21 protein-coding genes and 1 pseudogene are annotated in these 22,889 nt (G+C 31.9%); 21 read left to right on the top strand and 1 reads right to left on the bottom strand.

Annotation, left to right across the window (positions count from 1 at the left end; genetic code table 11):
* Window positions 1–50 precede the first annotated feature (50 nt).
* The 18 genes and pseudogenes from D2K62_RS07515 to D2K62_RS07440 all read left to right on the top strand — a co-directional run bounded on the left by D2K62_RS07515 (window position 51) and on the right by D2K62_RS07440 (window position 16,350).
* Window positions 51–1,049, top strand: a complete 999-nt coding sequence (locus D2K62_RS07515; RefSeq protein WP_117161174.1) for a nucleoside-diphosphate kinase — start codon at window positions 51–53, stop codon at window positions 1,047–1,049.
* Window positions 1,046–2,722, top strand: a complete 1,677-nt coding sequence (locus D2K62_RS07510; protein WP_117161173.1) for an NHL repeat-containing protein — start codon at window positions 1,046–1,048, stop codon at window positions 2,720–2,722. Before D2K62_RS07515 ends, D2K62_RS07510 begins: the two co-directional genes overlap by 4 nt.
* A gap of 19 nt (window positions 2,723–2,741) precedes the next feature.
* Complete coding sequence (locus D2K62_RS07505; RefSeq protein WP_117161172.1) at window positions 2,742–3,473, top strand: PIG-L deacetylase family protein; 732 nt, start codon at window positions 2,742–2,744, stop codon at window positions 3,471–3,473.
* Between the two features lie 28 nt (window positions 3,474–3,501).
* Window positions 3,502–4,027: pseudogene (rfbC, locus tag D2K62_RS07500) on the top strand (dTDP-4-dehydrorhamnose 3,5-epimerase).
* A 59-nt stretch (window positions 4,028–4,086) separates the two neighbouring features.
* On the top strand, window positions 4,087–5,076 hold the full coding sequence (locus D2K62_RS07495; RefSeq protein ID WP_117161171.1) for a GDP-mannose 4,6-dehydratase: 990 nt from the start codon (window positions 4,087–4,089) through the stop codon (window positions 5,074–5,076).
* Window positions 5,077–5,312: 236 nt separating this feature from the next.
* The gene (locus tag D2K62_RS07490) at window positions 5,313–6,038 is read left to right on the top strand and encodes a sugar phosphate nucleotidyltransferase (protein ID WP_117161170.1); all 726 of its coding nucleotides are present in this window, start codon (window positions 5,313–5,315) and stop codon (window positions 6,036–6,038) included.
* Window positions 6,039–6,110: 72 nt separating this feature from the next.
* Window positions 6,111–7,238, top strand: a complete 1,128-nt coding sequence (locus tag D2K62_RS07485) for a DegT/DnrJ/EryC1/StrS family aminotransferase (RefSeq protein WP_117161169.1) — start codon at window positions 6,111–6,113, stop codon at window positions 7,236–7,238.
* 54 nt (window positions 7,239–7,292) lie between these two features.
* Window positions 7,293–8,033 carry a class I SAM-dependent DNA methyltransferase gene (locus tag D2K62_RS07480; RefSeq protein WP_117161168.1) on the top strand — a complete coding sequence of 247 codons (741 nt, stop codon included), beginning with the start codon at window positions 7,293–7,295 and terminating at the stop codon, window positions 8,031–8,033.
* A gap of 35 nt (window positions 8,034–8,068) precedes the next feature.
* Window positions 8,069–8,854, top strand: coding sequence for an MTAP family purine nucleoside phosphorylase (locus D2K62_RS07475; protein ID WP_117161167.1), 786 nt, complete (start codon window positions 8,069–8,071; stop codon window positions 8,852–8,854).
* A 54-nt stretch (window positions 8,855–8,908) separates the two neighbouring features.
* Window positions 8,909–9,916 carry a phosphotransferase enzyme family protein gene (locus D2K62_RS07470; RefSeq protein ID WP_157967854.1) on the top strand — a complete coding sequence of 336 codons (1,008 nt, stop codon included), beginning with the start codon at window positions 8,909–8,911 and terminating at the stop codon, window positions 9,914–9,916.
* A 104-nt stretch (window positions 9,917–10,020) separates the two neighbouring features.
* Window positions 10,021–11,169 (top strand): glycosyltransferase, encoded by a 1,149-nt coding sequence (locus tag D2K62_RS07465; protein WP_157967853.1) that lies wholly within the window; start codon window positions 10,021–10,023, stop codon window positions 11,167–11,169.
* A gap of 291 nt (window positions 11,170–11,460) precedes the next feature.
* Window positions 11,461–11,784 (top strand): transposase, encoded by a 324-nt coding sequence (locus D2K62_RS07460; protein ID WP_117161164.1) that lies wholly within the window; start codon window positions 11,461–11,463, stop codon window positions 11,782–11,784.
* Window positions 11,750–12,286 carry an IS3 family transposase gene (locus D2K62_RS19085; protein ID WP_117161163.1) on the top strand — a complete coding sequence of 179 codons (537 nt, stop codon included), beginning with the start codon at window positions 11,750–11,752 and terminating at the stop codon, window positions 12,284–12,286. Before D2K62_RS07460 ends, D2K62_RS19085 begins: the two co-directional genes overlap by 35 nt.
* Before the next feature lie 227 nt (window positions 12,287–12,513).
* Window positions 12,514–12,858, top strand: a complete 345-nt coding sequence (locus tag D2K62_RS07450) for a transposase (protein WP_117161162.1) — start codon at window positions 12,514–12,516, stop codon at window positions 12,856–12,858.
* A 123-nt stretch (window positions 12,859–12,981) separates the two neighbouring features.
* A complete protein-coding gene (locus D2K62_RS18920) occupies window positions 12,982–13,551 on the top strand; it encodes a transposase (RefSeq protein ID WP_198671281.1) in 570 nt (189 codons plus the stop codon).
* 140 nt (window positions 13,552–13,691) lie between these two features.
* Window positions 13,692–13,967 carry an HNH endonuclease gene (locus D2K62_RS19435; RefSeq protein WP_198671280.1) on the top strand — a complete coding sequence of 92 codons (276 nt, stop codon included), beginning with the start codon at window positions 13,692–13,694 and terminating at the stop codon, window positions 13,965–13,967.
* 644 nt (window positions 13,968–14,611) lie between these two features.
* Complete coding sequence (locus tag D2K62_RS19430) at window positions 14,612–14,764, top strand: hypothetical protein (protein ID WP_369974642.1); 153 nt, start codon at window positions 14,612–14,614, stop codon at window positions 14,762–14,764.
* A gap of 134 nt (window positions 14,765–14,898) precedes the next feature.
* Window positions 14,899–16,350 (top strand): hypothetical protein, encoded by a 1,452-nt coding sequence (locus D2K62_RS07440; RefSeq protein WP_117161161.1) that lies wholly within the window; start codon window positions 14,899–14,901, stop codon window positions 16,348–16,350.
* Window positions 16,351–16,645: 295 nt separating this feature from the next.
* Here D2K62_RS07440 and D2K62_RS07435 read toward each other — a convergent pair whose 3' ends face one another.
* Window positions 16,646–16,864 carry a tyrosine-type recombinase/integrase gene (locus tag D2K62_RS07435; RefSeq protein WP_255421358.1) on the bottom strand — a complete coding sequence of 73 codons (219 nt, stop codon included), beginning with the start codon at window positions 16,862–16,864 and terminating at the stop codon, window positions 16,646–16,648.
* A 402-nt stretch (window positions 16,865–17,266) separates the two neighbouring features.
* On the opposite strand from D2K62_RS07435, the gene D2K62_RS07430 reads away from it, so the two are divergent.
* From D2K62_RS07430 to D2K62_RS07420, 3 genes are all read left to right on the top strand, one after another.
* Window positions 17,267–20,209 carry a phosphatase PAP2 family protein gene (locus D2K62_RS07430; protein ID WP_117161160.1) on the top strand — a complete coding sequence of 981 codons (2,943 nt, stop codon included), beginning with the start codon at window positions 17,267–17,269 and terminating at the stop codon, window positions 20,207–20,209.
* A 358-nt stretch (window positions 20,210–20,567) separates the two neighbouring features.
* Entirely contained in the window at window positions 20,568–20,708 is a 141-nt protein-coding gene (locus D2K62_RS18910; RefSeq protein WP_198671279.1) for a hypothetical protein, read from the top strand.
* Window positions 20,709–21,074: 366 nt separating this feature from the next.
* On the top strand, window positions 21,075–22,889 hold the full coding sequence (locus D2K62_RS07420) for a TOTE conflict system archaeo-eukaryotic primase domain-containing protein (protein ID WP_232827977.1): 1,815 nt from the start codon (window positions 21,075–21,077) through the stop codon (window positions 22,887–22,889).

Raw genomic sequence — 22,889 nt, 5'->3', positions numbered from 1 at the left:
TATTGAAGAATTTTTTAAATCAATACTTCTCGTAAGGAGAGATTAAGATAATGTCTAAAGAATATGGGATGATAATGTTAAAACCAGATGGCGTAAAGATAGGATTGTTGGACATTTTGTTGAATAAAGCCAAAGAAGAGAGGTTAGATTTAGTTAACATTCGAAAATTTCAACTTACTCAGCAACAAGTGATGGATAATTTTACCACTAATATTAACATGGATGAATACGCTAAATATATGAGTTCCGGAAAAATTTCTGTATTACTATTTTATGGTGAAAACGCAGGACATAAACTTAGATTAATAAAATTTAATTTACGTCAAAAATATCGTTGCAATAGTAATGATATGGAAAATTTAATACACAATTCTGATCCAGGAACAGAATATAGGAAACAATTTAATTTATTTTTTAATGACTTATCCATATTGAAATTTAGTTCGTATGCTGATATGTATGTACATGGGGACAGTAATGACGACAATAATTTTTTATTATTGGAACATTTAGAAAATAATAGCTCTTTATCCTGGGTGGGATTAGTATTTAATAACTTCACTTATGTAAGATCTGTTAAACTTTTTGAACTGCAATATAGGAGATTAAATGTATTGTTGGGTTTTTATAAATCATTTAGTTGTTTTAATAGACTAGTTGGATTGATTGGTTATTTACCGGCATCGCACAAAAAATTCCCAGAGGAATTTAATGATTTGGAAGATTATACAATAGATGGTTTTATTTCTTATATTAATGAACTAGGAGGGGTTGTTATATTAGACTACTTACAATCCGAACATATGGATTTGAATTTTATTTTTCAAATGAAACATAAAGGGTTGACGGGTGTACATTTATTTGATTCCCGAAGAAGCTTAGAAGAAGTTGAGGAAATTGAGGATATTGTAGAAAATGAGGTAGGTTTAAGGTTTTCTGGAGGAAGTAGCGGAGGGGTTTTACCAGGAGAGTTATCTATAGGGAAATACGAATTTGAAACTATATATAAAAAATTAGTTGATTGTAGTTATCATAGGGTGGATAAATGAAAATAAAATATATATATCTAAAAAATGTTCTCGGTGAAAAATTAAATAAGGAAAAGAAAATGAAGAATATTTTGCGATTTCCCACCTTTATTCATAAAGGTGAAAACTATTTATATATATTTGATCCTTTAATAGATAATTCTAGTATTTTACTAGGGAATTTCAAGGGTATAATTAATAAAATTTCCTATAAAAGATCTTTTAAATTTATTGAAATTGCCTTTAATGATCACTTTGTTGGGATTGAACAAGAAAGTAATAATATTTGCATTCTAAATAAGAAGGGGAATATATTACGTTCTTATAGAATGGATCCTAATATAGACCCAATTTCTTTATCGGCAAATTCTAGTGGTGATTTGTTACTGTTAGATAGGAAAAACAAAAAAATTCTCTTGATGGATATGACAGGGCTAATTATTAAATCTTTATCTACTATTAAAGGAATGAAATTGCTTTTTCCAATTCACATTCAATCTCTAGCTAATGGTAACATTCTCTTAACTGATGAAGGATTGCATTCAGTTTTTGAGGTTGATTGGTCTGGAAAAATACTATGGAATTTTGGTATTTATGGTATCCCTGGAAATGATAATGATAGATTAACATATCCGCAGTCTGCTTGTAGGTTAAATAATGGTAACACTTTAATCACTGATTCTATGAATAACCGTATTATAGAAGTAAATAAATTAGGACAAATGATCTGGTCTTACGGAAATGATAGGAGAGGGGCTTGGGAAAAAGTTAATTTATTATTTCCTACTTCTGCAAAGGGAACTGAAAAAGGTATTATAATTGTAGATAGTAATAATGGACGTATTATAGAAATCGATAAATTCGGGAAAATAATTAATCAATTAGGAAGTAAAAAAATTAAAAAAAAACTATTATCATATCCCCGATCTATTCAATTACTTGAAAATGAAAATTTGCTAATTGCAGATACTTTAAATAATAGAGTAATAGAGTTTAACATGAAAAAAAATGAAATGATTAAAAGTTATAATAATTTTTTTTGGCCACGTTGTGCAAAAAAATTAGGTGATGGGAAATTAATGATTACAGATAGCTTGAATAAAAAAGTGGTATTTATAAATAGCGAGGGCAAACAACAAAGAATAATAAAGGGCTTTTGGCTTAATAAAAAGTTTAATTACTTTGTTGATCCACATTATGCAATACAATTAAGCAATAAAAATGTTGTTATTGCAGACTCTGGAAATCATATTGTTGTAGAAGTTAATCAAAATAATGAAGCAACTTGGATTTACGGTGAGGGAAATGAGTCCCTAAATGACCCGCATTATTTATCTCGAAATAAATTTTCTGAAACTCTTATTGCTGATTCTGGTAATAATAGAATTGTTCTTGTGGATTATCATGGAAATATATTTTTATCCATAACTGAAGTGCCAGTGAATGACAAAATGAATAGTGTCCACTTTCCGCGTTACTGTGAGTTTATTGACGATAATAATTTTTTGTTTATTGATGGTGGCAGTGGATATATATATGTTTATAACAGGTTGGGGAACTTATTAGAGTATTTTAAACCAAGTGATCAGAACTTGGCGTTAGCGTTAATTAATACTAGATCTATTTTATTTGACGAAGAGAAACTTTTAATATCAGATTATAATAATGGTAGGATATTGATTTGTTCTATGTAGGGAAAGGAGAGAAATTAATATGACTATAAATAAGTCAGTTTTAATTATGTCTCCTCATATTGATGATGCCTTTTTATCTTTAGGGGGAACAATACACTTATTAAGTAGTAAAGGGGTGGATATAAAAGTAGTTAATGTGTTTAGTAAAACCAATTTTTCAATTAAACCTTCTATGACCGACATCCAGAGGATTAGGAGGAATGAAGAGATGTTGAATGCGAATTTAGTTAGAAATATAAGTAGTAATAATAACATTGATGTGGAATTTTTGGGAATACCGGATGCGGTTATGAGGGGGCATAAAGTAAATGATGTTTTGGATTACCCACGAGGTAATACTCATATGGAAGAATATAGTCTGAAAACTGAATTAGTTTCAATAATTAAGAACTTAATAAAAACAAATAAAAAATCGACTATTTTTATTCCTCTTGGCATTGGTAATCATATAGATCATGTTATTTTAAGAGATGCTTTTTTTGAATCTATGCCAACTGGTTATAATAAACAAGTGATTCTTGGCTATGAAGAACAACCATATAGCTTTATTAGATCAACTACTGTAGAGATACCCAAAGAAAAAGAAGTTCTATTTACTATTGATCCAAAAGTAAAGGCGGCTATAGTTAGAAACTATTCTTCACAAATACATGAAGTGGAGAAATTTATTAAATCATTAGAAGAATATAGTGAAAGATTTTCTGATCGACCTTGTGAACGATGCATAAGAATAAGTACAACAAACAAGTAAACGGAGTGATTACCAGTTGGGGAGTTTTATTCAAACCAAATTTGAGGGACTTACAGTTATCGAACCTTCTATATATAGTGATTTACGAGGCTACTTTTTGAAAGTTATAATCAAAAAGAATTTTATCGGGCGAGAATAAATACTGAATTTGTACAGGATAATCACTCGTTTTCTTATGAAAGTGGAGTAATAAGAGGCTTACATTACCAAGAGAATCCTAAGACAACCAAATTGGTTCGTGTAGTTACTGAGGCAATTTATGATATTGCTGTTGATTTAAGAACAGATTCTAAAGCATTTGGTAATGGTTTAAAGTCATTTTGGACGAAAATAATAAGAAGTAACTATTTATCCCTGAGGGATTTGCTCACGGTTTCTGTACCGTTTATAAAAATACAAATGTATTATATAAAACTAATGAGCTTTATTCACCGAGAGATGAAAGAGGCATTTATTGGTGAGATCCAAGCTTGAATATTGATTGGCGAACTAATGAACCAATATTATCAGAAAAAGATCAAATGCTACTATTATTAAAAGACATCTTTAAATAGAAAAATAGAAGTATAAGTGATTTACAATCAATTAAATTTAAACTAAAAGGGTGAATATAATGAATCTGAAGGGGAAAAAAGTAGTTGTAACAGGTGCAGCAGGATTTATCGGTAGTCATTTGGTTGAATCGTTAGTTAAAGAAGGTTCGCTGGTGAAAGCATTTGTGCATTATAATTCCAGAAATGATATTGGATGGTTAAATGAAATTCCTAAGAATGTGCTTCAGTCTTTAGATATTAAATTTGGAGACTTATCTAGTAAAGAATCCGTAGCAAGTATTATAAAAGGAAGTGACATAGTATTCCATCTAGGAGCATTAATTTCCATTCCATATTCATATATAAACCCTAGAAGTTATTTTAAAACAAATGTTGAAGGTACTATAAATGTTCTTAATGCTTGTATCGAATATGAAGTTAAACGGGTAGTTCATACTTCTACAAGTGAAGTGTATGGTACACCTAGTTCTGTTCCAATAAAGGAAAATCACCCATTACAAGCTCAATCTCCATATGCAGCAAGTAAAATTGCGGCTGATAAGATAGCAGAAAGTTATTATTTATCATATAATTTGCCTATTATAACTGTCAGACCATTTAATACATATGGACCTCGTCAGTCTGCCCGAGCTGTGATACCAAATCTAATAACACAATTTTTGACACAAGATGAAATTAAAATAGGCTCTATTAAACCAACTAGGGATTTTAATTTTGTATCAGATACAGTGAATGGTTTCATACGCTCTGCTAAGACCTGTGAACTAGTAGGAGATACTGTAAATATAGGCAGTGGAATAGAATATTCCATAGAAAATATTATTACAAGTTTAGAGAAAATTATTGGAAAAAAGTTAACCCTAGTCCAAGATAAATCCAGAATCAGGCCAGATAAAAGTGAAGTGTTAAGATTATTAGCTGATAGTAAAAAATTAAATGATTTAACTGGATGGGAACCAGAAGTAAACTTAATAAATGGATTAGAGAAAACAATAAAGTGGACAGAATCAAGATTAAATTTATTTAGGCCATTTGATTACAATATTTAACTGGTGAACGTACAGTGTACATGGACAATGGCATACGAAAGTAGACATTAAGGGTGCTATAATACCTGGAAAATCGTTCAATGTAAACGAATCCATTACGATAGGAGTCATATACTTAACGAATTTATTTATTATCAAATAATGTAAAATATTCTTAAAAGATCCAAGGTATATGATTAGATATAGGAGAAAATCCAAGAAAATATTAATTTGTTAAGAGGAGGGGAATAGATTATATGAGAGCTATTATTTTAACAGGTGGAGAGGGAACTCGCTTAAGACCCTATACTTCTATATTACCAAAACCTTTAATGCCTATAGATAATATTCCTATATTGGAAGTAGTATTAAGACAATTAAACTATTATGGTATAAATCATGTAACACTAAGTGTGGGATATTTAGCAAGATTAATACAGACATATTTTGGGGATGGAGATAATTTAGGAATTAAGATTGACTATTCTAAAGAGAAAGAGCCATTAGGAACTGCTGGTCCTCTAAGTTTAATCAAGGATATAAAAGAAAGCGCTGTTTTAGTGATGAATGGAGATATTCTAACAGATATAAATTACGAGGAACTTTTATTACATCATGAGAAAGTAAATTCAGATATGACGGTAGCTACTATTAAAAGAGATGTACCAGTGAATTTAGGTGTTATAGAAGTTAATAATGAGAATATGATTACTAACTGGAAAGAAAAACCTAGGTTTAATTATATAGCTAGTACTGGGATTTATGTTATAAATACAAAAATAATCGAATGTTTTATAGGACCTCATAAGATGGATATTCCAGAACTTATTCAAATGTTAATTTCCGGTAATTATAAAGTAAGTTCATTTGAATTAATCGGAAGCTGGCTTGATATAGGGAGGGAAGATGATTACAAATTAGCAATTGAGAGTTTCTCAAAAAATCCTACTCAATATATACCTGAAACAACATATATTAGTTAATACAAAATTAACATAGTTAAAAACAAATTGTTATATCAGTTTTAAAATAAAATGTAGATTGGTGGTAAAAAAATGTGGCGAGTTCCTTTATCCAAAATTGAAATAGAAAAGGATGAAATAGACTCAGTAATTAATACTCTAAAATCAGGTTGGTTGAGTATGGGAGAGCAAGTTAAAACATTTGAAGATGAATGGAAAAAATACTTTGATATTAATTATGCATTTGCTGTTTCAAATGGAACCGCTGCTCTTCATTTATCTTGTTTAGCAGCTGGTTTTGGTCCCGGAGATGAAGTGATTGTTCCATCTTTAACTTTTGTGGCAACTAGTAACGCTGTTATTTATTGTGGTGCAAAACCAGTATTCGTGGATGTTAATACCGAGGATGACCTAACTCTATCAACTTTGGAAATCGAGAAAAAAATCACATCTAATACAAAAGGTATTATCTTAATGCACTATGGTGGGTATCCATGTGACATGGACTCGATAATCACCCTAGCAAGAAAGTATAACTTAGTTATTATAGAAGATGGAGCTCATTGCCCAGGAGCCGAAATAAACAATACAAAACTTGGAACAATAGGAGATTTCGGTTGTTTTAGTTTTTTCCCTAACAAAAATATAACAACCGGTGAAGGAGGAATGATAATAACAAAAAATGTGAGATATGCTAACAAAATAAAATCTTTAAGATCTCATTATATGACAACATTAACTTGGGATAGACATCAAGGACATGCAAAATCTTATGATGTAACAGGTTTAGGTTATAACTATCGATTAGATGAGTTAAGAGCATCAATCGGAATTAAACAGTTACAAAAACTTGAATTTAATAATCAAAAAAGGGGGAAAATAGTGAATAGGTATATTAATTTACTAGAAAATGAAAAGGACTTTACAATCCCTTTTGTACAACATCGTGGGAAAAGTGCTTATCATCTATTTGTTATAAATACTAATAATTTATTCAACAAAAATAAAATAGAAGATCATCTAAAAAAAATGAGGATTCAAACCAGTTTTCATTACCCACCTGTACATCTATTTTCTTACTATAAAAAACATTTTCCCGAAGTAACATTACCAATCACAGAAAGGTTAAGTAATAAATTAATAACTTTACCATTATTCCCATCTATGACTTATCAAGAACAAGATTATGTTGTCAAATCAATTAAGGATGCAATGCAATAATGTTATTAATCTTTTAAATTGATTGATTAAAAATTCAGAAAGGAAAGTAATAAAATGTGGTATGAAACTTTTTTTGATGATTTATATATAAAGTGGCAAGATAATTTTGATGAAAATTATCAATACGAATGTGAAAAAGACGCAAATGATATATACGAATATTTGGGGATTAAAAACACAGATAAGATTCTTGATTTGTGTTGTGGGTGTGGATATCATTCAATTGAATTTGGCAAAAAAGGAAATAATGTAGTAGGGATGGATTTATCAAAAAAAATGTTAGAATACGCCAAGTATAATGCTCATAATTTTAAAAATATACAATATATTGAGCAAGATATTAGATCACCTATAAATGACAAATTTGATTTTGTGTTTTGTTTTAATACCTCCTTAGGTTACTTTGATAATGATTATGAACTTGAAAATATTTTCGGAAAAATGTATAGAGCTATTAACTTAAATGGAAAGTTTCTTATTGATGTTTTTAATCCTTTTAAATTTATCAATAATTTTAAAGAAAATTTAATTTTTGATATAGAAGGTTTATCTATTTATCAAAAATCAAAAATAAACTTAGTGAATCAAGAAGTACAAAATAGTTGGACAGCGCGTAAGGCGGAGGGTTCGCAAATAATAGACGAGAGAACTATGAAAATAAGGTTTTATACGGCTAAAGAACTTATTAAATTTGGAAATAATGCGGGGTTTAAATTTGATAGATTAATAGGAGACTACAAAGGAAAGGAATATAAGGTGGATAGTGATAGATTAATCTTAGTTTTAAAAAAATAATTTTGCTAGTTTTGAACTAAGGAAGGAGAATTTAAATGAAAATAGGAATAATCGGTGGAGGGGAAATTGCGAATAGAGATTGTGCAGAAATAATTAATATAGTCACTCCTTATGGTGAGGTTTCTTCTCCTATATTAAAAGAAAGAATTAATTGTCATGAAATTTATGTACTAGCTAGGCATGGGCATCCTCATGTTCTATCTCCCTCTCATGTGAATTATAGAGCTAATATTTATGCTATGAAAAAAATTGGAGTCGATGTAATTATTGGACCAACAGCATGTGGTTCACTTACAGAGAAGTTTCAGGTAGGAGATTTGATATTACCAAATCAACTAATAGATTTTACTAAAGATAGAATATCCTCTTTTAATTCAAGCGAAGAATTACGACATGTTTCGATGGCTGATCCATTTTGTGAAGAATTGAGAAATTCAATAAAAAGTGAAATTAAAAATTTAAAATATAATTATTATGACACTGGTACTTTAATTTCTATCGAAGGCCCTGCTTTCTCCAGCAGAGCTGAATCATATATGTATAGATTATGGGGAGCACATTTAATAAATATGACAACCGCTACAGAGGCAAAATTAGCTAAAGAAGCTGGGGTGTGCTATCAACCTATTGCTCTGATCACGGATATGGATTGTTGGGATGTTGATAATTCCCCGGTGAGTCTAAATTTAATTTATGAAAATATAAACACAACAGCACCGCGGACAATCCGTAAAATAATAAGAAAATGGGTTGAAAGCATATCTAATACGTATACTTACAAAAAATGTGATTGTTGTGAAATAGAAGATATATTAATTTAGTTGTTTTAGCAAAATGTATAAATGGAGGTTAGGTTTATCGAGGAGAAATATGGAATGGATTTAATAAATTATATTCAAATTACATATAAATTTAAAGATTTGCAAGTTGTGAATAGTTTAGAAAGTGAAGATAGGCAAAATATACGTTTGTTAATGCTTGATAGTGATAAAAAACTCCTCTTTTTAAAGGAAAAAGCATTTTATCTAACTCAGAAAGACTATTTGAAAAACTTACAGATACAGACTAAATTAAATCAGAAAGGAATGTTAGTACCCAAAGTTTTAACAACCAAAAATGAAAGCATGCATCTTACTTGGAATGGTCGGTCCTTTATCGTGCAAGAATGGATAACCGGAAAGATGTTAAATCCTTATAATCTAAGTGATTTAATTGATTTAGGAAAATTAATCGCAGAATTTCAAAAAAACGCGTCTTTCATACTATACGATGAGGATATTCAACAACCCTATAAACATTCCTCTGATGGATCAATTAGGTCTCTTAATCGGATGTTTGAAATTCTTCATAATGTAGCTCTAATGACAAATCAAGAATATGGAATGTACGATACATTTAAAAAAATAAAAGTATGGTTCCAAGAACAGCAGTTGTTAGTTAATTTTGATAAACTCTTAAGTTCTTGGGTGCATGGAGATATACATTCTTATAATGTTATAAAGGATACTACATCTAAGCTTATTCCAATAGATTTAGATGATCTTCATTATGGTTATAGTATTGCTGATTTGTCATGGGCTTGTATTATTTCTTCTGCTTGGGATTGGACATTTGTGAGTAAACAACTATATCTAAAAAAAAGTTTGTGCCGTGAATCAATATCTCAAATAATAGAAGGGTATGAAAATAATAAAAATTTATCGTTGGATGAAATGAAGTCTCTTCCGTACTTTTTGGGGTTTGCATTAATAAATTCATTTATTAATGTAAATAGTTTGTTTTATTGTAAACACTCCACACTCCCAACTAATTTTAATAATCAGCTAGATAAAATTATAAGTATGCTTCTTGATATCGAAAGAACATATAAATATAAAAAATAACACATTTTATGTGCTAGTATACTATTTTAACTTAAATTAATAATTACTTACAAAACAAAATAAAGAGTATTATGGAAAAATTATTTGTAGAGAGAGGTAATGAAATGAAAATTTTACATCTTTCCACTAATTATGTAGCTGTCAATAACCGAATTAGACATGGTGGGGTAGAACGTATTATATTTGATTTAGCTTCATGGCAAATTGAAAAAAATCATGATGTTTCTATCATGGGAATGGAAGATACTCTAATAAAGGGCGCAAAGAATATTAGTATTTACCCATCTAACATCCAAAGTATACTTAACTCAGATCCAGAACAATATAGTGAATTAATGGATGAATCATGTAAATGTATTTGTGATTTTATTTTAGAACATGATATCGAAGTTGTTCATGACCATTTTGGTTTCTTTACGGCTTCAGGTTATTGTAACCAAATAATTGAAGAGATGTTCAAGATACGTGTTATTTGTACTATTTACTCACTCCCAGATAACCCTTACTATATTAGTATTTATCATAAATTAAAAAAGCAATTAAAACTTTATTCACCGATTATCAAATGTTTTCCTGTGAGCCAAGATCATCTGGATTTAATATCAGAATACCTTCCGGTTAAAAGTTTTATTTATAATGGAGTCAATGAAAAAAACTTCCCTTATCTGGGGAAGAAAGATGAATTCTACCTTTCTATGGCGTCATTGGTTAGTGGTAAAGGTCATGATTTAGGTATAAAATGGGCTAATGAAAACAATAAAAAGCTTATTGTAATTGGTAAACCAGATCCTAACATAACTAACCCTGGATTGATAAAGTTTGTAAAACAGAATTGTTATAATATAAGTCACTTAATTACTAATGATACAGAGAAAACTGTAAAAAACATATTTGCTACTTTTAAGAAACACTCAGTTTTATATGTGGAAAGCGTGGATGAAACATTAAAATGCATACTTTTATCACGTGCAAAGGCTTTATTGATGTTAGTACGTTGGCGGGAACCTTTTGCTATAACTGTTTTAGAAAGCCTTTCTTGCGGAACGCCTGTAATCGCTTCCGAAATAGGGTCTTTAAAGGAAGCAATTGTAGATGGGGTAAATGGATACTTAGTTAAAGACTTGAAAGAATTAACCTTAGCCACTGACAATATATCAAATATTGATTCTAAAACATGTAGAGAATCAGTTGTCTCCTCATTTTCTAGAAATAAAATGGCATTTGATTACATGCGTGAATATAAAAATGTATAGTTTTTAAAATGAAATTTGCATCAAAATACAAATTATATGATCTTCTATATTAATGTAAACAGGCACATTACTTTGGCATTCCGTTTTCAAATTTGTTCAGCGAGAAATCTGAACTAATGTGCTAATGTTTTCATATTATTTCGGAGTATGCAAAACTCTGATCAAAATACGCCAGTTTAAAATTTAAAAAGAGAACCCTAAAAAGGTGAAGAGACCTAATTAAATGTGACAGAGGAAAAAGCACCCCGTGAGTCGTATATATAATAAACGACTATTGGAGGTGTTTTTCTCATGGAGAAAAAGAAAAAATTCTATACAGAAGAAGTTAAACAAGAAGTAATTGAAATGAAGTTATCCAAGAAGTACACAAATAAACAGATTATGGTTAAGCTTGTGATACGTAATAAGACTCAAATTAAGACGTGGATGAGATGGTACAGACAAGGAGCAGAACATCGACTGTCAAAATCCATTGGTAAACAATATTCCTTTGGGAAAGGCCCTGGGGAACTAAGCGAGATAGAACAATTAAAACGGAAAGTGAAGCATCTAGAAATTAAAAATGACATCTTAAAAAAGTATCAGGAAATCGAAAGGAGTTGGCACCAGAAGTAGTAATAGAGTTAGTAGAGTCGCTAAGGAGTTTATACGATATCGATTCGATTGTATCGAAGTTCCTAGGTCCACTTACTATCGTTGGATTCAAAAGTCATGGAAGCCGACAGAACTAGAAAAACAAATAATCGATAGTTGTAAATCCCTAAAATACAGAGTAGGGCACAGAATGGTTAAAAAGTTATTAAAAGAAGATCATCAGATTTCGCTTAATAGATTAACTGTGCAAAAGATCATGCAAAAATATAAGATCCAATGTCGCGTCAAACCTAAACGGAAAATAAAAATTGCCGGTGAAAGTAAATGTATCGTTCCAAATTTACTGGAACAGAATTTTAAAGTAGATAAACCAAATCGAAAGTGGGTTACATATATAACCTACTTGAATTTTGGAGAATCAACGATGTATCTATCAACCATTATGGATCTGTACAACAATGAAATTATTGCTTATCGAATTGGTGTAACTGCTAAACTAAAATGGACAGTTATTGCTAGATAAAACTGAACACTTTCTGCTCAAATTACCTCCAATCAGTTATTATTAGAAAGTATAAAAATAACTGAGATTTGGGGGATCAGGAAGGTTTTGAAATTAGAAGTGATTGTTGAAGTTCATCAATTGAAAAGGCAAGGATTTAAAGTTGCAGCATCGCTCGTAAATGTAATTTATCGAGAACAACAGTCTATGAATATCTAGAAAAGGATTTTGAAGAAGCATATAAGTGGATGGAGAATCTGAAGATAAGAAAACGAAAACTAGATCCTTTTCAGGATCAATTCTTAAGCTGGCTAAAGGAACATCAAGATTTATCAGCTTCACAAATTTCAGATTGGTTAGAGGAGCGTTGTTTCTTTACTGAAGTTGGTGAAAGCACTGTTCGGACTTATGTCAGAGAATTTCGGGAAAAATACCATATACCTAAAACAGTTACATTCCGGAGTTATGAAGCAGTTGAAGAGTTGCCAAAGGGAAAACAAATGCAAGTAGATTTTGGAGAAATCAAGATTAAAACGTTTGAAGATAAATGGATAAAAGTATATGTGATTGCCTTTGTCCTTTCTCACTCATGATATAAATATGCTGAGTGGCAGGATCGACCTTTTAATACGCGTGATGTTTTACGATGTCATGAAAATGCCTTTTCATATTACGGAGGCAGGACAGATGAGATTGTATACGATCAAGATAAGTTGATGACTGTCAGTGAAAATGGTGGCGATATTATATATACCGAAGCGTTTCAAGCTTATAAACAGCAGAGAGGATTTTCGATTTATCTATGTAAAGCAGCAGATCCAAAATCTAAAGGAAAAATTAAAAATGTAGTAAAGTTTATTAAAAATAACGTTGCGAAGAATCACGTGTTTCATCAAATGGAAACATGGAATGAGCAGTGTCTGGCATGGCTTGAAAGAAAAGGGAATTATCAAGTTCACAATACAATAAAAAAGAGACCCTTCGAAGTGTTTGACCGGGAAAAGCCACACTTACGAAAAATCTCCTCCCTTACAAAAAAAATATTAATAGAGACAAATAATGCAGCTATCAGAGAGGAGAGAAATCGTCAACTGAAAGAGGGATTTTTAGAAAAGTTACGAGATGACAAGGTCTATCCAATTTTGCACTCATTTGATGAACATAATAGAGGAGAAATCAGAGTGCAGATAATCTTTGATGAAAAAAGCACATCGGGCTTTTTAGATTTACAAAGAATAGGTATAATATATTACCAAAAGCAACTTATCATGATGATGGTACTGTAGAACTTGAAACTGAAGAATTAATTAATGCAAGAAGATAATATTCCGAAGGAAGGGAATATGTAGAAAAGGTTGGAAGAAAAATATTAAGAGAAAGTAGTTTTAGAACTAAAGTACTTAAGGTATATGGTCATCAATGTGCAATGTGCAAAATAAACGATGACTCAATTTTAGTTGCTGCTCATATATATCCAGCACATTTATGTGCAGATGATACAGTGAACAATGGGATTTGTCTTTGTAAAATTCATGATAAATTATATGAAGACGGGGATATTTGCGTAAGGTCTAATGGTGAGATATTTCTTCAAAATGAAAACATAAAATTACACTATTACAAAATTAGATACCCTAATAATATAGCCGACAATCCATCTCCTGAAAGGTTGAGTCAAAGATTAGAACTGTCTTTGAGATAATGGTATTTCCCACAAAAAAGGCTTTTTATAGAGCTGTTATCTGTATGCAAATAATTAAATAAAGTGGGAACCCCCACAGGTTTACCTTTTTTCAAATGCACACTCATTTAAGGATCTATGGCTTTATCTAATTATCAGCTAAGGATTATGAGTAGATAATTCACAACAGTTAGTAACAGTTAGTTCATCATTAAAAGTTTGCATAATATAAAATGATGGGATTGGGTTAATTGAGTAAAATGGATATAATTTATGATCAGTACATAGTTACAGAAAAATTAAGAAATGGTACTAAATAAGGACCCGCTTTGAACGAGTTAGTTTATATACAAAAGGATAAAAATGGTGTGGGAGAAGGAAGGATATATGTAAGGAAAAGGCATGTGTATCATTAAGTAGTGATCATAAAAGAAGAAACAAGGGTATATTTTTGGACATAGCTATAAAGGTTTCGAAAGAGCTGGGACGTATCATCCTTACAGGGATGATGTTACCATTTGATTTACCAAAATATTTCCCAATGATGCTTGGGTTAATATTATATCTTCTGATGAAACTATAATATATGAGCGCCCTGCCGATACAACTAAAGTTAGTTAGAGAACATATAAACTACCATATCGATAGCGATATACATAAAATGAATTGTCTTTGTACGTGAGAAAGATGCTAGAGGTTTAATGTTGTATCAATTTAAAGGAGAATATGAGATTAACACTCACGAATCATATCAAGAAGGATGCTTGGTATGGAATAGAATTGCAGTAAGAGTAAAAACATATCTACCTAAAGAATAGATACTCAAACAATATAAATTTATAATTCCTTATTTCTTGTAAAAGTTTATTATTGGATTTGTTTTTCCTGATTTTCATTTATGAAAAAGAGTAATTCATTACAAAAATTGTGACTAGAAGAGAGGTTAGCAGATTTGAGTCAATACTACCTTAAATCAGATCCCTTAACAGATGGAGTAATAACTAGAATATTAGAAGACTGTTGGAAAGGTAATTTATCAATAAGACTAGAAGATTTGAAAATGATTCATGATGTTTTATTAAACCACGATGTATTTGGAGAAGTGGCTGAGAATATATATGTACCCTCACATAATGAAAATGTCGTAGAACCTAAAGATAAATTGCTCGAAGGTCTAACCTCTCGGGTGAAGCAACATAAAGAACATAAGAATAAGATGGCAAATATTAAGTTATTTCAAAATCAAGGATTGATATTAAAGGATGATATTTATGGTTCGGCTTTTGGGCGATTTAACTATATATATCGTGCTAAGGGAACTAGGATTTTTTGGTTTAGTAATGGCTTAATAAAATACACTTCAGCTTATTCTACAATTGATGAAAATGGTTTTAATTATTCGGTTGAAGAAGTTGACGAGTGTAATATTTTTATGGATATTGATATAAGTGAGATTACAGGAACTCCACTTGATGAGGCATTCGGAAATGGGGAAGTATTAATTTCTAACTTAGTCAATATTAAGGCTGATTTTATAAGGGACTATGCACTTGAGTATTTATTATACCCACCAGATGTAATGCGCCTTTCAAATTTTTCTATTCAGTTAGATGAACAAATTTGGGATGCAATCATTGATATGATTAAAGAGGTTGCCATTGAATATAATAAAGAAAAAGTGGATCTTTTATCATATTTAACTGAATTTACCGTCAACCAAGGTATCTCTCCTGATGCCAACCACGTAATGATGTTATTTGACTTTTACAGAGAAAATCACTTAATAATAGATTCAAGAAGATTTCATGATTTAATGTATTCTATTAGAAAAACTAGTGAGCCTCAAGAAAACTTACATCAACATTTGAGTGCCTCGGTACTTATTAGTAAATTAGAGAAAACGGAAGTTGGTCCATCAATGGCAAACGAATACCACGATTTAATATTCGATTGTTTGAGCCAGATATTCAATGATAATTTAAAAGGAGGGAAAAAGGAAGTCAAGATTGATCAGGGTATGAAAAGAATAGATATCGTATTTGATAATTTTGATAAGGAAGGTTTTTTTGCCCATATAAGAGACCGTTTTGATGTTTATTGCCCAAAGATATTTATAGAATGTAAAAATTACTCTTCAGATCCGGTTAACCCAGAAGTTGACCAACTAATAGGTAGACTAAGTGATACTTCAGGTAAGTTTGGGATTCTTGTATGCCGTAATGTAGAAAACGAGGAAAAATTAATGCAAAGATGCAGGGCTGCATTGTATAAGCGGCAGGGTCATATTATCTACTTAGTCGATGATGATATAAAAAATCTATTGCGCTTAAAAGAAACAGGTGATGATGAGGGTATAATTAATTACTTGTCTGAAAAATGGGATAGTTTAATTCTTAACAATTAAACTTGTAATTAATCTACAAATACTTTTATAGAATGTAGTTATCTCCTGTGTAAAAAATGCTAACATTTTGCTAACGCAATCTAGTGCAAAACGGTAAATTCCCGTTAAAGGTGTTACAGACAGAAAGCAGAAAAAACTTGGTATACCGCGCTTCTCGCACCTATCGTTAATGATATTACACACTCTCAACTTATGGGCGGCATGATGTAATATTCCACTCTAAAACGTTGATATAATAAGGTTTATAGCCTTTTAAATCTCCTTTTATAGTGAAAACATCACATTTATGTCACTCTTATTTTAAAATTAAGTCTAATAAGACGTTTTCGTACAAAGTTCTCACTTTGGCGGAAGCGTCTTTTTTTATTTTATTTGTAACGTGTTTCGTTGTTTTAATGTCCTCATGACCAACCTTCTCCATGATCTTCGCAATATCAATCCCTGCTTCTGCCATCAGACTAACGTGCGAGTGTCTAAATATGTGTGGAGTTAATGAACCAGAAACAGAGTGCAAAACAGAAAGTCATACAGTATGAAACGTCGCTTGGTGCGAGAACATCAGACAGTTAATGCACTGCCCTATAATAGGGCGACTTACCTTATAGCAGAAAAATTACCACATCCAAAAGCTTGTCTGGTAAGGGTGGTTTTTTGATAAAAAAAGAGAATGTCTATGATCTGCAATACTTGTGCAATACAGTACAGGCATATGGTTCTGCTGTTTCACTCTTACCTGGGCAGGACAATAGCATTTTCTCTACTAATACTGAACCAGCTAATTTTCGTGATAAGTCTCTTTCCTTCTACATAAAGTTTACGAAACTTCTACAGTTTGCCTACATTCATTTAACAAATATCCATTAAAGTAAAATTATGGGTTGAAAATTCGCAATAGAAAAGGGGAAATAAAAAAGGTATGAAATTCATCAAAAAAATAACGATAATACTACTACTTACAATGCTAACTATGGCTTCTTTTGAGCTTCCTGTTCTAGCAGCTAGTCAATATTCTGATCAGGAGCACTCAAAACCTTCAAAACCAGAAGGGACTACTGGAGAAATAAATACAAATCCTCCTGAAGTTGGACAACCTTTACCTGTAGTCGATAATGGTGGAAATGCTAATGATTCTACATTAAAGAACATAGCTGCGACTAATCCTTTTATTAATATTTTAGACGGTTTTGATCTAGTATGGTCAATTAATCAACCAACTTGGAGAGATGGAACAGCGTTAACTGAACCAAATGCATTTGATAAGGTTGCAAACTATGGTGACGGACCTTCTGTTTATTTTGATGGATATAAAAATGATGCTACAAAAGTAGTAGCAGATAAAAAAACATATGCTAATGAAGAAATCAAAGATGCAGAGACTTGGGAAGCTAATATTAAATATGTTGAAGATGTTACTCAAAACAGAACGGATGAAGAGGCGTTAGCAGCCTATTATGATGATCAACGAGATAAGATATATAGTATGATGGATGCTTATGGTCCTTTAGCTAATGACTATGTGGATATAGTTAATCCAATAACAAGTGTTTTAAGAACTACTGAGGAAATGAATCAAGTATTAGAAGAAATGACTGTTGAAGATCAAAGCCAAGGAATGGGAGATTGGGAGGAGTCTGAACTTTCAGATGCGATGGATTTAGTTGCTTTAATAAGATTTAGAAATCCTTCTTCGTCAAACCCATCGAAGTACTTTTTCTCTTCTCCAAGACCATACAGAATGAATTCAAATGGAGAAGTGATAGAAGTTGTTGATGCGAACGGCTTACCTGTTTGGGAAACAATTGGTAGTGGTGATAGTGTAGTAGCTGAATTACCTTCAGGTGGTAATATAGAAACAGGTGAAAAACATTTCCAACAGTATGAAACAAATGTTGAAGTAATCCCTGCATTAGAATATGTAAGAAGAAAAGCGGAAGACGGGAGAGGTAAAGATGGTGCTTTTCCAAGTGGGCATACAAGTGCAGCTTATTTGTCGACATTTGGTTTTGCATACGCAACACCGGAAAGATATGCTGAATTTTTAACAAGAGCAGCTCAAATGGGAGAAAATAGAATAGTGACGGGCATGCACTCGCCACTTGATGTTATAGGAGCAAGAATACAATCAACTGCAATGACTGCCTACGCATTCAACCTTACAGAAAACCAAGAAGTATTGGATAAGGCTTATGTAAATGCTGGAGAGGTATTCGGTGAATTAGCTGAATCAGAAGAAATGAGTTTGTACGAATATGCACATACTGTAACAGAGGGATATACGTTTGAAAGTGCGTACGATGAACAAGAGTGGGAAGATCATGATGCAAATAAAACTTTCTATCGTGAAAAACTCACTTATGGATTACCTCAAAATGGAACGATAGGTTTAGACCCTGTAGTACCTAAAGGGGCAGAGGTTTTATTAGAAACGCGTCAACCTTATTTGACAGACGAACAACGTAGAGAAGTATTGTATACCACAGAAATTGAATCAGGCTATCCTGTTATAGACGAGTCAAATGGTTGGGGTAGAATTGATTTGGTAACTGCAGCTGATGGCTATGGTGCGTTTTTAAATAATGTAACTGTTGATATGGATGCTTCAAAAGGAAGATTCAATGCCCAGGATTGGTGGAGAAATGATATTACTGGTAGCGGTATGCTTACCAAACAAGGGACGGGAATCCTTACATTGACAGGAGATAATAGTTATACAGGAGGCACGTTGCTACAAGGTGGATCGTTAGAAGCTACTTCTACGACTGCTTTTGGTGAAGGCGATCTTTATTTAGAAAATGGTACAGTTTTAGTTAATGTAGATGAACCTCTGAATTTAAACGGTAACGTAACAATGGAAGCTGGAAGCCTAGATATTGCAATCGATAATGACGAAACTCAACTAAATGTAGATGGACTGTTGTACCTTGATGGTGGGGATCTGAATTTAGATCTATCTAATTATGAAATGGACAAGGCTGCGGATATTACTTTAATGACTGCTGGTGATGTGTCTGGTCAATTCGATAATATAACTGCAGATGATTACGAGGTAACTGTCACTTATAACAATAATAGTGTCGTTGCACATGTCAAAGCAATCGATAATTCTGATCCAGTTTCACCAGATCCTGAAGATTCAGAAGACCCTGTCGATCCAGAAGCTCCTGATGACTCAGAAGCTCCAAATAAACAAACCAGTGTTACCTTGACGCCTGACGTTACCAATGGAGAGGCAACGATCGGAACAGATTCGCTCGATCAGCTAGCTGATCATGGTGAATTAAGGATAGAATTACTTGATCATAATGATTCTGTTAATCTAGCATTTACTTCTGACCAAATAAAATGGCTGAAGGAGAATAGTATAACGATCATCATTCAGTTGAAAAATGTCAGCTTGCAACTAGCTGCCTCCAATTTCACTAATGGATCTGAGTCTGCATCAATTCTGTTAGATCGTTTAGCTGATATAGATGAAGCATTGAGTGTGGTCTATGATTTTGAAATCAAACAAGGCGAAAAAGAATTAAATACCTTCGACGAAAAAGTGACACTGACTTATTCTGTTGATAGAAACAAAGTAAATGATGAAAATCAGGTGCAACTTTTCTATTGGAATCCAGAACTCGAAGAATGGGAAGCAATCGGTGGAGAGTGGCAAGATGGAAACGTGACAGCACAAACCGATCACTTCAGCACCTATACCGTTTTTGAACAGGAAGAAATAGAACAACAGCCTGTAACGGACGACGAACAAAAACTACCGGAAACAGCCACTACGATCTATCAGTACTTATTAGTAGGATTTTTACTCTTCTTAAGTGGCATGTTCTTCCTCTTCATGAGAAAAAGAACAGCGTAATCGTTTAGGTAGATAAATATATGAAAATATCAAACTGATTAGAAAACCAAATCATAAATGATTTGGTTTTCTAATTAACTTGTTGAGATTTTGGAAGTTATAAACGAGAGTGGTCAAGGGCAGCTATTTCTCACATCACATAATTTGAGAATTTTAGAAGTACTCCCAATAAGTAACTTATGGTTTACAACTCTAAATGAAGAAGAGCGATACATTCAATTAAAAGGCGTAAAGAAATTAAATAATGCTCGTGATATTTATCTAAGGGCTGACCAACTTGGAGACCAAGAAGAGACGTTGTACGCAGAAACTGATTCTTTTGATATAAAGAAGTCATTTAGAAAAGCAGGGATTTCAAATGGAAAATACTATAAAAAAAGTAGTTTTAGTAATTGTTGAAGGGGAAAGTGAAGAGATCTTGATGAATGAATGTTTAAAAGAGTTATTTAATAATCATCAGATCCATTTTGAAGTACAAAGGGTAGAATATCCCTTTTGATTTTAATAAGAGGAGAAGTCCCATTAAGAATATCATAGGGGATAAATTCAAAAAATATGAATATTAGAAAGTATAAAAAGGAAGATACTTTACATAGGAATACATAAAATATTGTAATAAAGTTTAATTAGGATTTAGAATGAGAATTACATTGTCAAATGTTATAAACCTAACCCCTTTTTTGAATCATATTGAATGAAGTGGCATATTGAATGCTTCTTGAAAACTCTCTCAATAAATCATATAGTTTAGTGGAGGGCTCTTTTTCATGGAGACACCTTAGCTAAGTTCCTATAGCATTATACTGTTAAATAACTTCATTCTTGGCTAAACTAGAGTTAACATTATAAATGATGGGAGTAGCTTATGGATATTCAAGAACAGCTCAGGTCTGCTTTAAAAGAGATTGATAGACTAAAAAAGGAAAATATGCGATTAAAAAAGGATCTCTATAAAGCACAAGGTCGCAATACCTCTTATAGTCGAACATTTAATATAAAGAAAACAGTGACTGATTTCAATCCGAAAGAAAAGGCTGCAATCTCGCTATTTATGAACCTTTTTCGAGGGAGGTCTGATGTATTTGCAAAAAGGTGGGAATCGAGTACTACGGGTAAATCTGGTTATTCACCTGCATGTGAAAACGAGTGGCATAAAGATCTTTGTCAAAAACCTAAAATCAAATGCCAGGATTGTTCTAATCGATTATTTCACACTCTAACTTCCCAAGTTATTTATGAACATTTAAGTGGCGTAAAAACTATAGGAATATATCCATTACTTGAAGATAATACGTGTCATTTTCTGGCTTTGGACTTTGATAAAAAACAATGGCAAGATGATGTACATGCATTTGTCGAGATATGCAGGGATTTAGAGTTGCCATATTATATTGAACGTTCCCGTTCAGGGCAGGGTGCTCACGTTTGGTTCTTTTTTGTAGATGCAATAAGTGCTTCGCTAGCTAGAAAATTTGGAATGATTCTATTGTCGAAAACGAGTGAAAAAGGTTTTGAAGTTGGAATGGATTCGTTTGATAGAATGTTCCCGAACCAAGATATATTACCCAAAGGTGGTTTTGGTAACCTAATAGCTCTCCCATTACAGAAGCAGGCAAAAATAAAAGGAAATAGCGTGTTTGTAAATGATTCATTTGAGGAAATAGTGGATCAATGGCAGTATCTATCGTCGATAAAAAGGATATCCGAAAAAGATATTTTACAAATAGTATCTAACTTTTCAGAGGAATCCAGTCCCATGATGGTAAAAGAGGAAGTTGAAAATATTGAACTGCCAAAAGAAATTACGATCGAATTAAATCATGGAATTCAAATACCTAAGAATTTATTACCTAGTAAGATACTACATGAATTACAAAAACTTGGGGAATTTAGTAATCCAGCGTTTTTTAAAGCGCAAGCAATGCGTTATTCCACGTATCAAATTCCTAGAATAATTGATTGTACAAAGATAAATGATAATATGCTCCTATTACCAAGAGGTCTATTAGAAAAAGTGAAGGAAATTTTCTTTAAGTATAATATACTTCTTAAAATACACAACGATCAATTCGAAGGTAAGTTGATTGTTCCTAAATTTCATGGTCAACTGACGATTCAACAAGAGGATGCTGTAACTTCTTTGGCTAATTATGACAACGGAGTAGTAGCAGCAGATACAGGTTTCGGAAAAACTGTAGTAGCTGCAGCATTAATTAGTAGAAATAAAACCAATACACTTATAATTGTACATCGAACACAATTAGTTGAACAATGGAAAGAGAGATTATCAACTTTTTTAAACATTCCAGTAAAAGAGATTGGTCAAATTGGTGGCGGGAAGAATAATCCAACCTATAATATAGATATATCTACGATTCAATCGCTTAATCATAAGGACATAGTAAAACCTGAGTTATACCATTACGGACAAATTATCATAGATGAATGTCATCATATTTCTGCTGTCAGCTTCGAAAGAGTATTAAAGGCTGTTCGAGCAAAAAGAGTCTATGGTTTAACAGCAACCCCAATTAGGAAAGACGGTCTGCACCCAATAATATTTATGCAATGTGGACCAATAAGATATAGAACGAATAGTAAACAGCAAGCCAAGATGCGATCGTTTAAACAAACCCTTGTTAAAAGACAAACAAGCTATCTATTCTTTGTTAGCCACTAA

It is taken from the genome of Paraliobacillus sp. X-1268 (assembly GCF_003426095.1).
GTDB lineage: Bacteria > Bacillota > Bacilli > Bacillales > Amphibacillaceae > Paraliobacillus_A > Paraliobacillus_A zengyii.
This window is presented reverse-complemented; position numbering and strand designations above follow the sequence as displayed.